The organism is Dendronalium sp. ChiSLP03b (assembly GCF_034531165.2).
Taxonomy (GTDB): Bacteria; Cyanobacteriota; Cyanobacteriia; order Cyanobacteriales; family Nostocaceae; genus Dendronalium; species Dendronalium minutum.
The window spans coordinates 51,108-69,402 of sequence record NZ_JAVRBR020000143.1; the positions used below are offsets into that span (position 1 = coordinate 51,108).

The following is an 18,295-nucleotide window of genomic DNA, read 5'->3' on the forward strand; positions in this document are numbered from 1 at the left end:
ATTGAGCATTGATAAGAGGTTCAGTTGACCATTTGCAGGACTCACCCAAGCTATGCTGACTGAGATATTACCTTTCCGTTTTGAGTTAGACACGATCGCCATCGCCGGAGCGAGTTTGTGGTCTTTGGCGCTGTATCTAGGTTTTAACCCAGTCAGCGAATGGGTAATGGAGCAATTAAACCGCTGGTTTAACTTTGCCGAGCGATCGCTTTACACTAGTCAGTCAGAATTTGAAAAGACTCGCAAAGCCAGAGAATCGCAAAATGCTTTCTACGCCTCACTGTTTAGCATCGTGCCATTTCTAATCATTGGCGCTTTATGTAACTGGGGTGTGGAAATCAGTTTAGGTCGCGGTTGGGCAATTAGTATGGGCATACTTGCCTGTATGGGTTCTGGGATCTACGAACTAGGGCGACGCGATGGACAATCTTCAGATTAAGCCAGACACAGAAAATGAGGAAGAAACATTTTACTTCCTCATCTCTCCCTTACACTTTTCTAAAGTTAGATAATACATTTCTTTACATTATTTTGATTAGAATATGGAGCAAAGCTATTTATTAAAAATCCAATTATGAAAAAAGCCTTAATCGGCTTGGCATTGGTGTCAGGGGGGATGTTTTCGGTACTATCTACAATATCCATAGCTGCTTCGTTAGATCGTTGCTCAATTCAGAATCAACTTAGCAATCTCGCTCCTGAAATAGCCAAAAAAATCTATCCTGAAGAAACCAATCGGTTGGCTATATTTCAAAAACATCCACTAACGTCAGCCTCGGAAACAGAAATTAAGCAAGCTGCTGTCAACTATACCCTTGCCAACTATTGCCGATACAAGATACTAAGCGGCACACCTGAAGCCATTTTTGCTCGTCCAATCAAAGGTGCTGAAATTCCTGCTACCGGCTTTGGTGAATTTGATTTTATGGGTAAAGAACCACCAATGATGTTAGTAGTAGTCAAAGGCAACTTTGACATTAGCGGTTCTGGGTTTCCTGGCTTTCAAACGTCAAATCCCCCTCGTTCAACAAAGTACACTGCTTATATTTTTGACCTCCAGGCTGGTACACCGATTTTTTCAGCAACCGGACTGACAGGAAAATACTTTCGCAATGCTCTTAACGACTCAACAATACCAGATGATTTAGAATCTGTTGGGCTTTAATTGTTGTTCAATTTCCTCACAAACAATCTGGGCGATTTTCTCTGCTGCACCGCTTTCGCCACGAACGCTGTGCAGCTTTGCTCGTATCTCGTCTAATTTTTCTGGATTATCCAAATAGTCTAATACCATGTCTGCAACTTCTGGCGCTTGGAGTTTGCCTACAAGTTCTGGTACTATTTCCTGTTTTGCCCAGATATTCGGCCATGCTAATAAACCTTTACGACTCAATACCAGCCAGTTAATCGCTTTCGCAAAGGTAGAACCTACTCCCGGTAAATTAGCTAATAATCCCGGTAAACCATCCCAAGAACGCATCGCATCAAGTTGTTGCGTTGGCAGCAGAACAATCATGGGCACACCTAAAGCACCGAGTTCAGCAGTGTTTGCCCCCACTGTAGTCAGACAGATGCGGCACTGGGATAATAATTCATAGGCAGGCGTTTCTTGCCACAGTTCTACAAATAAGCCCTTTTCTGTTTTGAGTGCTGAGTGATGAGTGACGAGTGATGAGTCGTGTGTGCTTTCCTTTGAGACAATTAAGGAAGCACCATTAAATCCAAAAGTTTTAACAAAAGGGTTTTTCTGCGGGTCTGCAAAACTAGCTAAAGTTTGTAAATCCAAAGTTGGGGCGACGGGAATAACAAACTTGGTTTGCGGTCTTTTGGCATAGATATATTCAGCAATCGCTAACTCTAATGGTACCCCTTGGGTTAATTTTGCCGCTTTTGAACCTGGTAAAAGACCAATTACTTCAGTGCTAAATTCTTCTTGAGTGCTGAGGGCTGAGGAGCCAGCCGCGTGGGCGGGTCTGCCGACTTGAGCGGACTGGCGTTGCTGAGTAAGGAGTTGTCCTTGCACTTCTAGCATCAAATCTCCCACAACTGTAAACTTGTGAGCATATTTCTGGGGAACGCGGGCAGCTACTTTGGGTTTCATCACGCAAAAGCGGTCAATCCAGTTATGCCATCGTGCTTCCCACTCGGCGTAAACAACAGTGCGATATCCCAATTTTTTACCAATGACTACAGGGAAAATTTGATCCCCGCCGAGGAAAACTATTACACCGTGACTTCTCCAATCCCAATTTTCAAAAGTCTTGCCCCAAAGCAAAAATTGCCAAAAATGCTCTGCTTCTTGAACTCTATCAACTTCTGGATAAGAAAGGGCGATCGCAGCTTCTTTACCAGTAGCATTGGGACAAGGCGATAGTACTACGGAAATTCTGACAACACAACGGTCATCCCCCAACTGTTTCCGCAAAGCCCTTACCACCGGACGCACCCAAGTTGTTATCTCTCCAGGGCCATTCGAGAGAATCAGAATATCAAATGGTTGGTTATTCATCAGTCAGTTGTCATTTGTCAACAGTCAATAATTTCCCAGTCATCAATCCCCAATACACAGTTCCCAATTCTTTATATTAAATTTTCGTTACATAATTTGAAGTAATTACTTTCATAAGTTGTCAATATTGGTTAATAAATATTTCATTTTTTATATCGATTTGTGTCAGATAAGGGATAAAATGCCCTCTGGGTAAGGTTTTTCTGATAAAAAACTCATATTGCCTAAAGAGAAGAAGTTAGCTTTGGCGGCATAAACCGCTAATAACTTCCAGTAGAGAACACGCATCAAAGGAGCCTATCTGCATGTTCACCCACGTCAAGTCCACCATTAGACATATTGCGCCAGATAACTTACGCGGACGTAATTTAATCAAGGTGGTCTATGTCGTGCTTGAGTCCCAGTACCAGAGTGCATTGTCACAAGCGGTTCGCACGATTAATTCTAACAATTCTAACCTTGCGATTGAAATCAGCGGTTACTTGATTGAGGAACTCCGAGATCCAGAGAACTACGAAGAGTTCAAACGGGATATGGAGAGTGCCAATATCTTCATCGCCTCACTTATTTTCATAGAAGACTTAGCACAGAAAGTAGTTACAGCAGTCGAACCACACCGCGATCGCTTGGACGTTGCCGTTGTATTTCCCTCAATGCCAGAGGTGATGCGCCTGAACAAAATGGGCAGTTTTTCCTTGGCACAGTTGGGTCAGTCGAAGAGTGCGATCGCACAATTCATGCGGAAACGCAAAGAAAAATCCGGCGCGGGATTCCAAGATGGAATGCTAAAGCTGCTACGAACGCTGCCGCAAGTGCTGAAGTTCCTACCAATGGACAAAGCACAGGACGCACGAAATTTCATGCTTAGCTTTCAGTATTGGCTGGGGGGTTCTCCAGACAACTTGGAAAACTTCTTGCTGATGCTAGCTGATAAATATGTATTTAAAGGTGCAGAGAAAAATGTTGCGTCGGTTGAATATCAAGCACCAGTAGTTTATCCGGATTTAGGGATTTGGCATCCTTTAGCCCCCAGCATGTTTGAGGATGTCAGAGAGTACCTCAACTGGTATACTGCCCGCAAGGATATTTCCAAAGAACTCAAAGATCCCTTAGCTCCCTGTGTTGGCTTAGTATTGCAACGCACTCACCTAGTTACGGGCGATGATGCCCATTATGTAGCGATGGTGCAGGAGTTGGAAGCACTGGGGGCGCGGGTACTTCCCGTCTTTGCTGGGGGTTTAGATTTCTCCAAGCCTGTGGATGCTTACTTCTACGAACCGACTACTAACACAGCGTTGGTAGATGCAGTAATATCACTAACTGGTTTTGCTTTGGTCGGAGGCCCGGCCAGACAAGACCATCCCAAGGCAATTGAGTCACTCAAACGCTTAAACCGTCCTTACATGGTGGCATTGCCCTTAGTTTTCCAAACCACCGAAGAATGGATGGATAGCGATTTGGGCTTGCATCCAATTCAAGTAGCTTTGCAAATTGCCATTCCCGAATTGGATGGGGCAATTGAGCCGATTATATTATCGGGTAGGGATGGTACAACCGGGAAAGCGATCGCACTCCAAGACCGCATCGAAGCAGTAGCACAACGGGCGTTAAAATGGGCTAACCTCCGGCGCAAACCCAAACTCAACAAAAAAGTTGCCATCACCGTTTTCAGCTTCCCCCCAGATAAAGGTAACGTTGGTACTGCTGCTTACTTGGATGTATTCGGTTCCATCTACGAGGTGATGAAAGCCCTCAAGAATAACGGCTACGACGTGCCAGAATTGCCGGAATCAGCAGAGGCGCTGATGCAAGAAGTCATCCATGATGCTCAAGCGCAGTACAGCAGCCCTGAACTGAACATCGCCTACAAGATGTCAGTGCCAGAGTATGAAGCACTCACTCCCTATTCTCAACGCTTAGAGGAAAACTGGGGCCCACCTCCCGGACACCTCAACAGCGACGGGCAAAATCTGCTGATTTACGGTAAACAATTCGGTAACGTCTTCATCGGCGTACAGCCTACCTTTGGTTACGAAGGCGACCCGATGCGGCTGTTGTTCTCCCGTTCTGCCAGTCCCCATCACGGTTTTGCTGCATACTACACTTACCTGGAGCAAGTTTGGCAAGCTGACGCAGTGCTGCACTTTGGCACTCACGGTTCCTTGGAATTTATGCCAGGTAAGCAGATGGGTATGTCTGGTGAATGTTATCCGGATAACTTAATTGGCTCAATTCCCAATCTGTATTATTACGCAGCCAATAATCCTAGTGAAGCGACAATTGCCAAACGTCGGGGTTATGCAGAGACAATTTCTTACCTGACACCTCCCGCTGAAAATGCTGGTTTATACAAAGGTTTGAAGGAACTCAGCGAGTTAATTGCTTCTTACCAAACCTTGAAAGATACTGGTCGTGGCATTCCCATTGTCAACACCATCATGGATAAATGCCGGATAGTGAACCTGGATAAAGATATCAATTTGCCAGAAAGCGATGCCAAGGATATGACCGCTGAGGAGCGGGATAATATTGTGGGCAGCGTTTACCGCAAGTTGATGGAGATTGAGTCTCGGTTATTGCCTTGTGGGTTGCATATCATTGGTAAACCGCCGAGTGCAGAAGAAGCTGTGGCCACTCTCGTCAATATCGCTAGCTTAGACCGTCAAGAAGAAGAAATTCTCAGCTTGCCGCGAATTATCGCCAACAGTTTGGGACGCAAGATTGACGAGATTTACCAAAATAGTGACAAAGGCATCTTAGAAGATGTCCAGCTACTGCAAGACATCACCTTGGCAACCCGCGAAGCAGTTGGTGCCCTTGTCAAAGAACAAACCGATGCTGAAGGGAGAGTTTCTCTAGTTTCCCGGTTGAATTTCTTCAATATGGGCAAAAAAGAACCTTGGGTGGAAGCATTGCATAAAGCAGGTTATCCCAAGGTAGATGGCACAGCCCTGAAACCCCTATTTGAGTATTTGGAATTCTGCTTGCAGCAAGTTTGTGCTGACAACGAATTAGGCGCATTACTCCAAGGTTTAGAAGGCGAGTATATCCTACCCGGCCCTGGTGGCGATCCTATCCGCAACCCGGATGTTTTGCCCACAGGTAAGAATATCCATGCCCTCGACCCCCAATCCATCCCAACTACAGCAGCAGTACAATCAGCCAAAATCGTTGTAGATAGGCTGTTAGCACGTAATAAAGCCGAAAACGGCGGCAAATGGCCCGAAACCATCGCCTGTGTTCTCTGGGGAACCGATAACATCAAAACTTACGGCGAATCCCTAGCGCAAATCATGTGGATGGTGGGTGTGCGTCCGGTTCCTGATACTTTAGGACGGGTGAACAAGTTGGAGTTAATATCTTTAGAAGAGTTGGGTCGCCCCAGAATTGATGTGGTAATTAACTGTTCTGGTGTATTTCGCGACTTGTTCATCAACCAGATGAACCTGCTAGACCAAGGGGTGAAGATGGCAGCTGAGGCGGATGAACCGATAGAAATGAACTTTGTCCGCAAACACGCTTTGCAGCAAGCCGAGGACATGGGAATTAATCTGCGTCAAGCGGCGACTCGCGTTTTCTCAAATGCTTCTGGTTCCTACTCGTCAAATATTAACTTGGCGGTGGAAAACAGTACTTGGGATAGCGAAGCCGAGTTGCAGGAAATGTATCTCAACCGGAAATCCTTCTCCTTCAATTCTGATAACCCCGGCATGATGGACGAATCTCGGCAGATTTTTGAAAGCACTTTGAAAACTGCTGATGCAACTTTCCAAAATCTGGATTCTTCCGAGATTAGTTTGACGGATGTTTCCCACTACTTCGACTCAGATCCCACCAAGCTGGTGGCAAGTCTGCGGGGTGATGGCAAAACACCAGCATCTTACATTGCAGACACCACCACAGCTAACGCCCAAGTACGGACATTATCAGAAACCGTGCGCTTGGATGCCCGTACCAAATTGTTAAATCCCAAGTGGTATGAAGGGATGCTGTCTCACGGTTACGAAGGTGTGCGCGAACTCTCCAAACGGTTGGTAAATACAATGGGTTGGAGTGCGACAGCTGGCGCAGTTGATAACTGGATTTACGAGGACACTAACGAAACCTTCATCAAAGATGAAGAAATGCAGAAACGGTTGATGAACCTCAATCCCCATTCTTTCCGCAAGGTTGTATCAACTTTATTGGAAGTGAATGGACGCGGTTATTGGGAGACTAGCGAGGAGAATTTAGATCGTCTGCGCGAGTTGTACCAAGAGGTTGAAGACCGGATTGAAGGAATAGAGTAGGTTTATACCTAACCAATGAGGTAGAAGGCACGGGATCACCGTGCCTTTCTCGTTTATCGGAATTTTCACAGAATGTAGAGGAAGAAGACAAGTTTTATAATACATATACTACAATTTATGGCTTAATGCTTTCCTGAACAGATGACTGCAAAACATTCTTGGTGGTTCTTTGTTGGTCTTTACGGTTTGACATTGACTGACAATAATTGGACACCAGAGCAAATGCTATTTAGTGACTCAACTATTGCACCGACAAATTTATTCCTCCAAGCAAACGAAGAAACTGATGAAGCTGCTCGTGCAGCGACTCTGGCAATGCTTGGTATGCGTCCTTGGAGGGAAATTCTAGATATGTCTTCTGTAAAGTTCGGTAACCTTATTCAACAACCTCCACCTGACGCATTCATCGCAATTCGGCGAAACAGAAAACCGAACAAGGAAAATGAGATTGCTGAAAGTGCTTTGAATAGAGCGCGAGAAATAGCTGCAATGTTAACAATTGCGAGAAGCCACGGCTCTTTCGCTATAGATGGTTTTATGGATGTATCTAGCCTTGAGCGAACTCCTACAATTGGAATTATCCCTTATCCAAGACTTGACAATGCAACTGGACAGTTTTCCTCACAGCATCGGATTTACTGTGCCCGTTGGCTTCGTGAACCTGATAGATTTTCACTAGCAGAATTATCTTCATCGCTTGAGCAAGGTACTTCCTTGCAAACTATAGATGGTCGAGTTTGGTCAATTTATGTTGCAGATCACTTTATTACAGTGATGAAAACTTTCAAGAGAACAGCAGCTCAACAACGATTGGTTCGTGCTGCTCTTCATCTTTATGATGCCCATCATTGTGCTACACCTGAACAAAGGTTAACTCAAGCAGTTACAAGCCTTGAGATGTTGTTCTCCGGTACGACAAACTTTTCATTATTAACTCGGCGTTTGAGCGCTCTTCTACCGATTGATACTCAGAACCATGAAAAAATCGAACTTGTAATGAAGTTACGTCATGGGTATGTCCACAATGGAGATAGAATCGAACAATCAGCAGGAGATCTAACACTTGGTCTTGCTGCTATGGCAATGTATTGCTTCGCAGAGGCAATATCATACTTCCCTACGATTGAGGTATTTGAGGACAGACTTGATTTAATTTCTTCAATCCAGCAATCAACAAGTCTTTCTCAAACAGAACGGCAAAGCTTACTGAATAATGTTGGAAGTGTAGCTCCTATTACCAAAACTCGATGGTTAGAGTTGCGATCATCAGAAGTGAGGTAGCACTTCAGCGTAGCGGACGGAAACTGCGAGCAATTGCGGCAGTTTAACGTTGCTTCAAATGATCGCTCTTCCACAATAGGCGATGTCTAACGACAAGCCGCTTCGCGTCAACGCTTAGTTTTTGAGGTTTTCTGTAAGGCGATCGCCTACAATGCCATCATACAATTAGCGATCGCTTTGGTAATGAGGGAGTGCGATCGCTTCTATATTAAATTTTATGGGAATATTCAAGTTTAAGTTTTTCTATGGATGCGTTAACTATCAACTTTGCTCCTGTTCTTCAAATAACAGATGAGCAATTCTTCCAGTTATGTCAGATAAATGAATTAATCAGATTTGAACGTAATGCTGATGGCACATTGATACTAATGCCTTTGGTAGGAGGTTTAACCAGCAACCGCAATGCTAATTTAACTGCTCAACTTGGAGTGTGGAATCGTGATGAGTCACTAGGTATAGCTTTTTGTTCTTCGGTTGGGTTTATTTTACCAAATGGGGCAGTTCGTTCGCCTGACGCATCTTGGTTAAGACGTGACAAATGGGATTCTCTTACACAGGAGCAAAAAGAGAGATTTCTGCCTGTATGTCCTGATTTTGTAGTGGAATTGCGTTCTGATACTGATTGTTTAACAAGGCTACAAAATAAAATGCAAGAGTACCGAGACAACGGTGCTAGATTAGGTTGGTTAATTGATTTAGACACTCGGCAAGTAGAAATTTATCGCTCTGGTAGAGATGTTGAAGTGCTGCAATCTCCTGCTAGTTTATCAGGAGAAGATGTGCTACCGCAATTTGTGCTTAATCTTAAAGATATCTGGTGAATTGATTAAAATACGAAATGCGATCGCATTGTTTTTGAGATTTTCTGCAAGGCGATCGCCTTGTTTTTGAGGTTTTCTGTAAGGCGATATCTACGGTGAGCTTTGCTAACGCACTTACTTTTCTGCAACAGGCGATGTCTAACGACAAGCTGCTACGTGTCTACGCTTTATTTTTGAGGTTTTCTGCAAGGCGATCACTCTATTGGGCATCAAAGCAGATGCAGCGTTTGATTTGATGGACAAAATCTTGTCCGCTATATTTAAGGTGTACCAGTTGCTTCCTCACTCCAAGTTAATTAGCATGGATATCACAGCTACTTTGAACGAAATCGCAACTCTCAGTGTTGAAGATAGAATCCGTCTTGTGCAGGCAATTTGGGATACCATTGCGGCGGAGCAAGTTTACCCTGATTTAACCGATGCACAAAAGCAAGAACTCGATCGTCGAATTGCTGACTATGATTCAAATCCAGATAATGTGCTGACTTGGGAGGAAATCAAAGCATCAATTAAGAGACAACGATGAATTACGTGCTGGTATTTCGCCCAGAAGTTCAAGAAGAACTCAATGAGACGTACAGTTGGTACGAGAGCCAAAAACCTGGTCTGGGTGACGAGTTTTTAGACTGTGTAGACGAGACGGTGAATCGAATTTCCCAGATGCCAGAATCCTATGTAATTGCCTATCGTGATATTCGACGAGCATTAGTGCAACGATTTCCCTATGCTGTGTACTATCGAATTGTTTCGAGTCGAGTGATTGTCACAGCAATTTTTCATAGTCGCAGAGATCCAAAATCGTGGCAGACGCGAACCTAACACTGCAATGCAGTGGACAGAGGAGAGCCGCGCACGTATCTAAGTTTTGTTTTTGAGTTTTTCTGCAAGGCGATCTCTTACTCTTTCACAACAGGCGATCGCTTTTTTAGAAAGTGATAAATGCGATTTGATAAATGTGGCTGTGTCATAGATTGCGGTTATTATAAACATTTTAGAAAAAAATATCATAAGTTGTGAGCCAACAAGATAAGCTCTTAGCTAAAATTCTATTGGGTACATCTGATGCCAACATTTTATTTACCGAACTATGCCAACTGTTACGCAGTTTGGGGTTTGACGAACGTATTCGTGGAAGTCACCATATTTTTACCCAGGAGCGAATAGAAGAAATTCTTAACCTGCAACCTAAAGGTTCTCAAGCCAAAGCCTATCAAGTTAAACAAGTCCGTGCAGTAATTCTAAAATACCAGTTAGGAGGTTAAGATGACGCTTCATTATGAAATAATTCTCTACTGGAGTGAAGAAGACCAAGCATTTATAGCCGAAGTACCAGAATTACCTGGATGTGCTGCTGATGGTGAAACTTATCAAGAAGCACTGCAAAATGTAGAAATAATTATGCAGGAGTGGATTGAAACTGCTCAAGAACTAAGTCGTTCAATTCCTCAGCCAAGACGGCGTTTGATGTCTGCTTAATTGATGACAATATGAAGTGTGTAAACGCGCAGCGGTGAAGCAGCGCTGCGGGAGGGTTTCCCTCCGCAGGCGACTGCTGAACCCGAAGGGCTTGTCGTCGGACATCGCTCACTCTTCCACAACAGGCGATCGCTTCCAGTGAAACTTATATTTCCTCGTGTCTTTTATCTTTCAGGTATTCTGCGATCGCTTCAGCTACGTCTTCTTCAGGTCTATATATCCGTGAGCTTGGTTTCTCGGCATGAAGCTTGTCAAGGTATGCATGTAATGCTTCCTCATCATCCCGATGCTCTAGGATGTAGGCTCGAAGTTCAATCGTGGTCATGGTAGCAAAGTCTGGTTTGACACTCATACAAACTCCCATTCTCCAGTAGGCTTAATCTCAAGATTAATTTCCTCTTTTGCTAGAATAATTACGTTCCCAGTGCGCTTATCCAGAGTCACCAGGTCGATAGAGCAGTACTTGCTGGTAAGATCGCAGCAAAGCTGAAAACATTTCAACACCTGTGCTGTGGTAGGCATCCCATTTCCCTACAATAATATATAAACAGTAACCAGACCACAGCATACCTGACAAAGTGAAATCTGCGGACAATTGCGATAGTTGAACATTGCTTCAGGCGATCGCTCATCTTCCATACAGACAATCGCTTTGTTTTTGAGGTTTTCTGCAAGGCGATGTCTAACGACAAGCCGCTGCGCGTCTACGCTCTACTCTTCCACAACAAGCGATCGCTCTTAGTAATATCATCTCTGGAGCGTTAATTACGAATTACGTGTGGGGTGTGCAAACTATTAATTAGTTGTCCCTGAAAAATAGATGAAAGCCAGTATTAAGAGGGATTTCAGAGAGAAAAACCGTGTGTAAGATTGCCAGAAAATCGTCCAAAGCTTGAAAAAGCAGGTGAACATGAGCGGTAATTTTGGTGAAAATAAGACACCAGTAGAAGAAATAAAACTACCTTTACTGGAGAGTCAATTAAATCTACAACATCCGCTAGTCAAACTGGCTCTAGCGTTGGATTGGCAGTACTTTGAGCAAGAGTTTAGAACAGCAAGCACAACAGATGTAGGCCGCCCAGCATTGTCAAGTCGGTTGTTAGTGGGACTGCATTACTTGAAAACAATGTACGATGAAAGCGATGAATCGGTAGTCGCCAAATGGGTGGAAAATCCCTACTAGCAGTATTTTTGCGGTGAAATAACGTTTCAACATGAATTACCTTGCCATCCGACAAGTTTGGTGAAGTGGCGACAGCGAGTTGGAGCCGAAGGGGTAGAAAAACTGCTCAAAGGCGTGTTGAAAGCAGCCCAGCAGCAACAAGCACTCAAACCGAGGGAGATTGAGCGTGTGAATGTTGATACCACCGTACAGGAGAAAGCGATTGCTTTTCCCACCGATGCGCGGTTGTATGACAAAGCACGACGGGCATTGGTACGTGCAGCAGGTAAACAGCAAATCAAATTGCGTCAAAACTATTCGCGCTTGGGTAAACAAGCATTATTTCGTCAAAGCCGCTATGCAGTAGCACAACAAGGCGGACGCGCGAGTCTCCAAACACAAAAATTGCGTACCTATTTGGGACCAGTGATTCGCGACATTGAGCGAAAATTACCCAACCCATCATCGGCAAGTTGCTTTCCGACGCAAGGCCACAGGAACGCACTCGCCTCACCAATGTTGGCATCTTTGTTGCAATGTGCTAAACGCATTTACCAACAACAGCGCAATGATTCTGCCAAACTTTACAGTGTTCACGCTCCAGAGGTCGAATGTATCGCCAAGGGCAAGGTCAATAAAAAATACGAATTTGGTTGCAAAGTAGCAGTTGTGACGACGCATCACAGCAACTGGATTGTCGGCATTGATGCCCAGCACGGTAATCCTTATGATGGCGCAACCCTTGCTCCCGCATTGCTTCAGGTCGAAAACCTCACTCATGTCAAACCTCAACTGGCGATTGTAGACCAAGGCTTTCGCGGCAGCACATATCATCCGCAAGGGGTACAAGTTTTAGTTGCTGGCAACCGCAAGCGAGCAGGCTTTCTCAAACGACTCCTTAAACGTCGTAGTGCCATTGAGCCTGTCATTGGACATACCAAACATGACCACCGGATGCGACGCAATTACCTACATGGTCAGATCGGCGATCGCATCAATTCTTTTTTAGCTGGCTGTGGATTTAACCTCCGAAAGCTTTATCGCTTTTTTATGTCCGCTCCACTTCAAAGCCTTGTAGCTTAGATTACTCTTTTTCTATTCTTCAGGCACGACTAATTACCCACCCCATTTTATACTTTAATGATGGTGATGATGGTGACGATCGGCTAACTGAGGATTAACCGTCGCTCCTTGCTCGTTCTTCAACTCAGCAATATGAGCATTTGCCCACTGGGCTGCCATCGCCAAAAACTCTGGACGATCGTTTACACAAGCCATTTGCACGTAGTCTACATCAGGATGCTTTTTCTCCAAAGCATGGATGATGTGATGTACGTCCAATAGAGTTTCGTGATTTTCTGTCGCGAAGCCAATTGGCATAAACAGTACTACTTTTGCACCCAATTGAATGAGGTTATTAGCAGCTTGCTCGGCATTCGGTAGTGTCCACTCGATTAGGGGTGTGTCGTGGTTAAGCCAACCAACCGAAATTAAAGGATAGCGATTAATTAACTTATCGCGTACCAAGTCGTATAGTGCCTGACTCTCGACGATCCCAGAGGTAAATCCTTTGGCTTTGTGGGGACAACCGTGGTTCATTAACACAATGCCGATCTGAGAAGGTAGATAAGCTGCTGCTAAGTCAGCGGTTATTTTTTCCTCAACCAAATCAGCCATCAAATCGATGTAGGCTGGTTCGTTGTAGAAAGAAGGTATGTAGCGTTGTGCTTTTACCCAGTGTTCCTCGCCATCACCCATTTCAGCGAGAGCTTTGTTAACTTGCTCGATCGCAATCCCGCTAGTGAATATAGAATCAACAACTAGCAGTGGGTAAATTAGAAGTTTCTCAAAGCCAAGGTTTTGGATTTCTGTCAGGACTTGTTGGGGTAGAAAGGGAGCGCAAAAGTTGAAGGCTTTGAAAACCTGGACGCTATCGCCCCACTTTGCTTGCAACTCCTTTTCGATACCAGCGCGTTGCTTTTCAAAAATAGCGTTGTGTGGGGAAATAAAATCATGATGTGTGTGTCCCCATTCATGCCGATCGAATAATGCCAATAACCTTGCTAAGGGGGGATAAATCCAGGTTGGTACTGGTGCAAATTTTGCTGTCAGTAGATTTAAAGCCTGTTCGTTATAGTTAGCGAAATCTTCGTAGCTTTCAACTTCGCCGTAACCCATGAGCAATACGGCTACACGGTCTTGACTTGATAGATGCTCGTGAGTGGCGTGCAGTTTTTCTGGTGTAGCAACCACAATAAAATCCTCAATATAACCAGAGTTAAGAGCAAAACAAAGTAGGGAACAGCTTGAGTTTTTCCCCTACTCGTCAACTATTATCCCATCCAGGGGGATAGGATAGACACAACAGTTAAAACAATATATCAAAAGACATACTAGGGTTATTACTACATACTGAGTATTGCAAAAGAGTTGATTTAGTATGCTGTATCCAGTACATTCGGAAAGTGCTGAGTACTAAATAATTATTGAGTCAGAGTTTTATCTTTTTCTGCTGCTCTGCTCCCCTGACCCTCTGCCTGAAATCTGTTAACACGAAAGATGAATGAGTATAATCATTTGCCCTGGAATCCATGAGCTAGCTTTAACAGAAAGCTTTATATCAGGGTGGTCATCTCTATTTACTGATAGCTCAATCGGGAAAAAAACACTGGATATAATAGTTTTTCCGTGTGAAGGTTTTTTAGCTTTATCATCACTTCACATTTTGCAGTTTTTGCGCGATCGCTTGAGAGATAAGCTAGGATCGCCAGTTGTATTCATTAGCTTTAGTGCTGGAGTGGTTGGGGCAATAATGGCAGCTTGGCAGTGGCAACTTTTAGGGGGTCATGTGAAAGCTTTTATTGCTATAGATGGATGGGGAATGCCCTTATGGGGTAATTTTCCGATTCATCGGCTGAGTCATGATTATTTCACTCATTGGAGTTCTGCCTTGCTGGGTGGGGGGCACAATAATTTTTATGCAGAACCACCAGTCGATCATTTAAGCATGTGGCGATCGCCCCAAACAGTTCAAGGCTGGTGGGTAGACCCATCGGTTGATGTTTCTCAAACGCCAGTTCGCCTGAGCGCAGCCGAATTTTTACATTCACTGGTAAAACGTTATGACGAAAAATAGTCCGGAAAACAGAATGGGTAAGCAGGAGTGAGAAATAGGGGGGATTTTACGGTGGGGTAATGAGGTAACGAGTGATAGGGTGAGATTTTCTCTACCTACTCAGACCCAAATTGGAATAGCTAGTATTGTTTGATATTCCTGGAAAAGCCTTTCGATCGAGATTGTTAATCCAAAATTGGTATTACCTGTTTACTTCCCGTTTGCCCCTATCCCATCTACCCTAGTCACTATTCCCAAGTATCTAAATGTTTCCAACTGAACCTGCTGCTGTAAATAATGGGTTTGGCGCACTGCTAAAAAACCGTGGTTTCATGCTCCTGTGGATTGGGCAACTAGTTTCCCAGTTAGCAGATAAGGTTTTCTTCGTTTTGATGATTGCCTTACTGGAGTTCTATCCACCACCACCTGGGTTAGCAGAAAACTCGATGTACTCAACTTTGATGGTGGCGTTTACAGTACCGGCAATTTTGTTCGGTTCTGCTGGTGGTATCTTTGTAGACCGCTTGCCAAAAAAGCTGATTATGGTCGGTTCGGATGTCGTGCGTGGGGTATTGACGCTACTGATTCCGCTCTTGCCACGGGAGTTTTTGATTCTATTGATCGTTACCTTTGCCATTTCCACGGTGACGCAGTTTTTTGCACCAGCCGAGCAAGCAGCTATTCCTCTATTGGTGCGGCGCGAAAATTTGTTAGCAGCCAATGCCCTGTTTAGCAGCACGATGATGGGAGCATTAATAGTTGGCTTTGCAGTAGGAGAGCCATTGTTGAGTTGGGCGAAAAGCTTTCTGGGAGAACAGTATGGTCAAGAAATTATAGTCAGTGCATTATATTTGGCATCGAGTGCGATTATGGTGCCGATTAAATTTAAAGAACACAAACCACTTAGGGAACATCAAGACTCAAATCACCCTTGGACTGAATTCACCGAGAGTCTGCGCTATCTCAAGAAAAACCGCTTGGTATTAAATGCCATGCTGCAACTGACAACTTTATATTGCGTATTTGCAGCGTTAACAGTGCTGACCATTCGATTAGCAGAGGAGTTTGGTCTAAAAGAAAAACAATTTGGCTTTTTCTTGGCAGCAGCAGGGGTGGGTATGGTATTTGGTGCAGGGATTTTAGGTCACTGGGGCGATAAATTTCATCACAAACCCTTACCTTTAATTGGATTTTTGATGATGGCGCTAGTGTTGGGAGTGTTCACTTTTACCCACAATTTAGTATTGGCGTTAGGACTTTGTGTATTTTTGGGTTTAGGTGCTTCCTTGATTGGCGTGCCCATGCAAACTTTAATTCAACAGCAAACCCCGCCTAACATGCATGGTAAAGTATTTGGCTTTCAAAATCATGCTGTTAACATTGCTCTGTCAGCACCCTTAGCAATTACCGGTCCATTAACTGATGCTCTAGGCTTGCGAGTTGTATTGGTGGGAATGAGTGTTGTAGTGGTAATTGTGGGTGTTTGGGCGTGGAAAAATACTCGTAGGGTTCTACAAGACGCAATTTAATCAAAAATAGAATTAAGTCTATCTTTAATATTTTTATCTCAGGATTTGATTGAACTTTTCCATTAAAATGAAATCTTAACTACAGAATTTAAGCGTTAACTTAGCTATCGTCTGAGGTTTGACTGTGACCGTGCGTTTGCCTTCCCCAATAAGTATCCCACAAGCCGAGAATCACAATGGTACTGGCGACAACTCTGGAAACCAGAGCAACGCAGTGCTTACCCATGCTACTACTACGCCAGTCGTCACACTCCAGCGTGCAACTGGTGGCTTTGCCCTGCTAGACAGTCTCCTGCGCCACGGCGTTGAATATATTTTTGGTTATCCTGGTGGGGCAATCCTACCGATTTACGATGACCTATACAAGGTGGAAGCAACTGGTGCAATCAAGCATATTTTGGTGAGGCACGAACAAGGTGCAGCCCACGCCGCAGATGGTTACGCCCGCGCTACTGGCAAGGTGGGAGTATGCTTTGGTACTTCTGGGCCTGGGGCGACTAATTTGGTGACAGGTATCGCCACAGCCTACATGGACTCAATTCCGATGATTGTGGTTACAGGACAGGTAAATCGGAAATCAATCGGTACAGATGCGTTCCAAGAAACCGATATTTACGGAATTACCCTACCAATAGTTAAGCATTCCTATGTAGTGCGTGACCCGGCTGATATGGGGCGGATTGTTGCCGAAGCCTTTCACATCGCTAGTACTGGCCGTCCGGGACCGGTTTTGATTGATGTCCCCAAAGATGTGGCATTAGAAGAATTTGACTACACACCTGTCGAACCAGGTTCAGTCAAGCTACGTGGATATCGTCCGACGGTGAAAGGAAATCCGCGGCAAGTAAATGCCGCAATTAAGTTGATTCGTGAAAGTCGTCGTCCATTATTGTATGTGGGTGGCGGGGCGATCGCTTCTAATGCCCACGAACAAGTTAAAGAACTGGCTGAGTTATTTAATATCCCCGTTACTACAACGTTAATGGGTATCGGTGCTTTTGACGAACATCATCCCTTGGCATTGGGAATGTTAGGGATGCATGGTACCGCCTATGCTAACTTTGCCGTTACTGATTGTGACTTACTGATCTGCGTCGGCGCTAGATTTGATGACCGAGTGACTGGTAAATTAGACGAATTTGCCTCCCACGCTAAAGTAATTCATATCGATATTGACCCCGCAGAAGTTGGCAAAAACCGCGTTCCGGAAGTGCCCATCGTTGGTGATGTAAAAAACGTGTTAGTTGACTTGTTGCGTCGTTGCAAGCAATTAGGGATCAAAAATACAGCCAAAACCCAAGAATGGCTAAATTTAGTCAACCGTTGGCGCGAAGAATATCCCCTGGAAGTGCCTCACCATGCTGACAGCATATCGCCCCAAGAGGTAATTGTAGAAGTTGGCCGCCAAGCACCCCATGCTTTCTACACCACAGATGTGGGACAACATCAAATGTGGGCAGCACAATTCCTCAAGAATGGGCCAAGGCGCTGGATTTCTAGTGCTGGCTTGGGAACAATGGGTTTTGGCGTACCTGCGGCAATGGGTGCTAAAGTTGCCTTCCCTGATGAAGAAGTCATCTGTATCAGCGGCGATGCCAGTTTCCAGATGTGTTTGCAGGAACTTGGTACGCTTTCACAGTATGGTATTAATGTCAAGACAGTAATTATGAATAATGGCTGGCAGGGAATGGTACGCCAGTGGCAACAAGCCTTCTACGGCGAGCGTTATTCCTGCTCGAATATGGAAGTAGGAATGCCAGATATTGAGTTGTTGGGCAAAGCCTATGGTATTAAGGGCATGGTGATTCGCGATCGCGACCAGTTGCAAGATGCGATCGCCGAAATGCTGGCACATAAAGGCCCGGTAATCGTGGATGTCCGAGTCACCAGAGACGAAAACTGCTATCCAATGGTAGCTCCTGGCAAAAACAATGCTCAAATGGTCGGCTTACCCAAGCAGCCGCCGAAAGCTGCTGTCGAATCAGTGTATTGTAGCCACTGCGGTGCAAGCAATCCTCCAGCACATAACTTCTGCTCGGAGTGCGGCACTAAGTTGTAAGTATTTTTACGGTTAACTAAATCTTAATTTCTACGCAGAGAAGTATATTCTCTG

At 44.6% G+C, this 18,295-nt stretch carries 18 protein-coding genes and 1 pseudogene; 14 read left to right on the forward strand and 5 right to left on the reverse strand.

Annotation, left to right across the window (positions count from 1 at the left end; translation table 11 throughout):
* The first annotated feature begins 52 nt into the window (after positions 1–52).
* Positions 53–439, forward strand: a complete 387-nt coding sequence (locus tag RMY31_RS32830) for a hypothetical protein (RefSeq protein WP_322661948.1) — start codon at positions 53–55, stop codon at positions 437–439.
* 135 nt (positions 440–574) lie between these two features.
* Entirely contained in the window at positions 575–1,165 is a 591-nt protein-coding gene (locus tag RMY31_RS32835) for a hypothetical protein (RefSeq protein WP_322661947.1), read from the forward strand.
* On the opposite strand, the gene RMY31_RS32840 is transcribed toward RMY31_RS32835, so the two are convergent.
* Positions 1,145–2,509, reverse strand: a complete 1,365-nt coding sequence (locus tag RMY31_RS32840) for a lipid-A-disaccharide synthase (RefSeq protein WP_322661945.1) — start codon at positions 2,507–2,509, stop codon at positions 1,145–1,147. The genes RMY31_RS32835 and RMY31_RS32840 overlap by 21 nt on opposite strands.
* A gap of 305 nt (positions 2,510–2,814) precedes the next feature.
* Between RMY31_RS32840 and RMY31_RS32845 the strand changes: the two genes are divergently transcribed.
* The 7 genes from RMY31_RS32845 to RMY31_RS32875 all read left to right on the forward strand — a co-directional run bounded on the left by RMY31_RS32845 (position 2,815) and on the right by RMY31_RS32875 (position 10,376).
* Positions 2,815–6,798, forward strand: coding sequence for a magnesium chelatase subunit H (locus RMY31_RS32845; protein WP_322661943.1), 3,984 nt, complete (start codon positions 2,815–2,817; stop codon positions 6,796–6,798).
* 141 nt (positions 6,799–6,939) lie between these two features.
* On the forward strand, positions 6,940–8,079 hold the full coding sequence (locus RMY31_RS32850; protein WP_322661941.1) for a hypothetical protein: 1,140 nt from the start codon (positions 6,940–6,942) through the stop codon (positions 8,077–8,079).
* A gap of 245 nt (positions 8,080–8,324) precedes the next feature.
* Positions 8,325–8,900 (forward strand): Uma2 family endonuclease, encoded by a 576-nt coding sequence (locus RMY31_RS32855; RefSeq protein WP_409879110.1) that lies wholly within the window; start codon positions 8,325–8,327, stop codon positions 8,898–8,900.
* A 247-nt stretch (positions 8,901–9,147) separates the two neighbouring features.
* Positions 9,148–9,426 carry an addiction module protein gene (locus tag RMY31_RS32860; protein WP_409879112.1) on the forward strand — a complete coding sequence of 93 codons (279 nt, stop codon included), beginning with the start codon at positions 9,148–9,150 and terminating at the stop codon, positions 9,424–9,426.
* Positions 9,423–9,719 carry a type II toxin-antitoxin system RelE/ParE family toxin gene (locus RMY31_RS32865; protein WP_322666548.1) on the forward strand — a complete coding sequence of 99 codons (297 nt, stop codon included), beginning with the start codon at positions 9,423–9,425 and terminating at the stop codon, positions 9,717–9,719. The genes RMY31_RS32860 and RMY31_RS32865 overlap by 4 nt, the downstream gene beginning before the upstream one ends.
* A 194-nt stretch (positions 9,720–9,913) precedes the next feature.
* Positions 9,914–10,162 (forward strand): type II toxin-antitoxin system HicA family toxin, encoded by a 249-nt coding sequence (locus RMY31_RS32870; RefSeq protein ID WP_322666546.1) that lies wholly within the window; start codon positions 9,914–9,916, stop codon positions 10,160–10,162.
* Between the two features lies 1 nt (position 10,163).
* Positions 10,164–10,376: a type II toxin-antitoxin system HicB family antitoxin gene (locus RMY31_RS32875; RefSeq protein ID WP_322666544.1), complete on the forward strand. Its 213-nt coding sequence runs from the start codon at positions 10,164–10,166 to the stop codon at positions 10,374–10,376.
* Between the two features lie 145 nt (positions 10,377–10,521).
* Here RMY31_RS32875 and RMY31_RS32880 read toward each other — a convergent pair whose 3' ends face one another.
* The 3 genes from RMY31_RS32880 to RMY31_RS32890 are packed head-to-tail and all read right to left on the reverse strand — an operon-like array spanning position 10,522 to position 10,971.
* The gene (locus tag RMY31_RS32880; protein WP_322666542.1) at positions 10,522–10,728 is read right to left on the reverse strand and encodes a DUF6887 family protein; all 207 of its coding nucleotides are present in this window, start codon (positions 10,726–10,728) and stop codon (positions 10,522–10,524) included.
* Positions 10,725–10,880 (reverse strand): DUF6888 family protein, encoded by a 156-nt coding sequence (locus tag RMY31_RS32885; protein ID WP_409879140.1) that lies wholly within the window; start codon positions 10,878–10,880, stop codon positions 10,725–10,727. The genes RMY31_RS32880 and RMY31_RS32885 overlap by 4 nt, the downstream gene beginning before the upstream one ends.
* Entirely contained in the window at positions 10,807–10,971 is a 165-nt protein-coding gene (locus RMY31_RS32890) for a hypothetical protein (RefSeq protein WP_322666540.1), read from the reverse strand. The genes RMY31_RS32885 and RMY31_RS32890 overlap by 74 nt, the downstream gene beginning before the upstream one ends.
* 315 nt (positions 10,972–11,286) lie before the next feature.
* On the opposite strand from RMY31_RS32890, the gene RMY31_RS32895 reads away from it, so the two are divergent.
* Together RMY31_RS32895 and RMY31_RS32900 are read left to right on the forward strand one after the other, a co-directional pair.
* On the forward strand, positions 11,287–11,559 hold the full coding sequence (locus RMY31_RS32895) for a hypothetical protein (RefSeq protein WP_322666538.1): 273 nt from the start codon (positions 11,287–11,289) through the stop codon (positions 11,557–11,559).
* Between the two features lie 12 nt (positions 11,560–11,571).
* A pseudogene (locus RMY31_RS32900) lies at positions 11,572–12,621 on the forward strand (IS5 family transposase); the annotation flags it as partial.
* A gap of 54 nt (positions 12,622–12,675) precedes the next feature.
* Here the strand turns inward: RMY31_RS32900 and RMY31_RS32905 are convergent.
* Positions 12,676–13,791 carry a ferrochelatase gene (locus RMY31_RS32905; protein WP_322666536.1) on the reverse strand — a complete coding sequence of 372 codons (1,116 nt, stop codon included), beginning with the start codon at positions 13,789–13,791 and terminating at the stop codon, positions 12,676–12,678.
* A 310-nt stretch (positions 13,792–14,101) separates the two neighbouring features.
* Here RMY31_RS32905 and RMY31_RS32910 point away from each other — a divergent pair, with 310 nt between their 5' ends.
* The 3 genes from RMY31_RS32910 (at position 14,102) to ilvB (ending at position 18,241) form a co-directional block, all read left to right on the forward strand.
* Entirely contained in the window at positions 14,102–14,674 is a 573-nt protein-coding gene (locus tag RMY31_RS32910; RefSeq protein WP_322666534.1) for a hypothetical protein, read from the forward strand.
* A 245-nt stretch (positions 14,675–14,919) separates the two neighbouring features.
* Entirely contained in the window at positions 14,920–16,182 is a 1,263-nt protein-coding gene (locus RMY31_RS32915; protein ID WP_322666533.1) for an MFS transporter, read from the forward strand.
* Positions 16,183–16,306: 124 nt separating this feature from the next.
* Positions 16,307–18,241: a biosynthetic-type acetolactate synthase large subunit gene (gene ilvB / locus RMY31_RS32920; protein WP_322666531.1), complete on the forward strand. Its 1,935-nt coding sequence runs from the start codon at positions 16,307–16,309 to the stop codon at positions 18,239–18,241.
* The last annotated feature ends 54 nt before the right edge of the window (positions 18,242–18,295 follow it).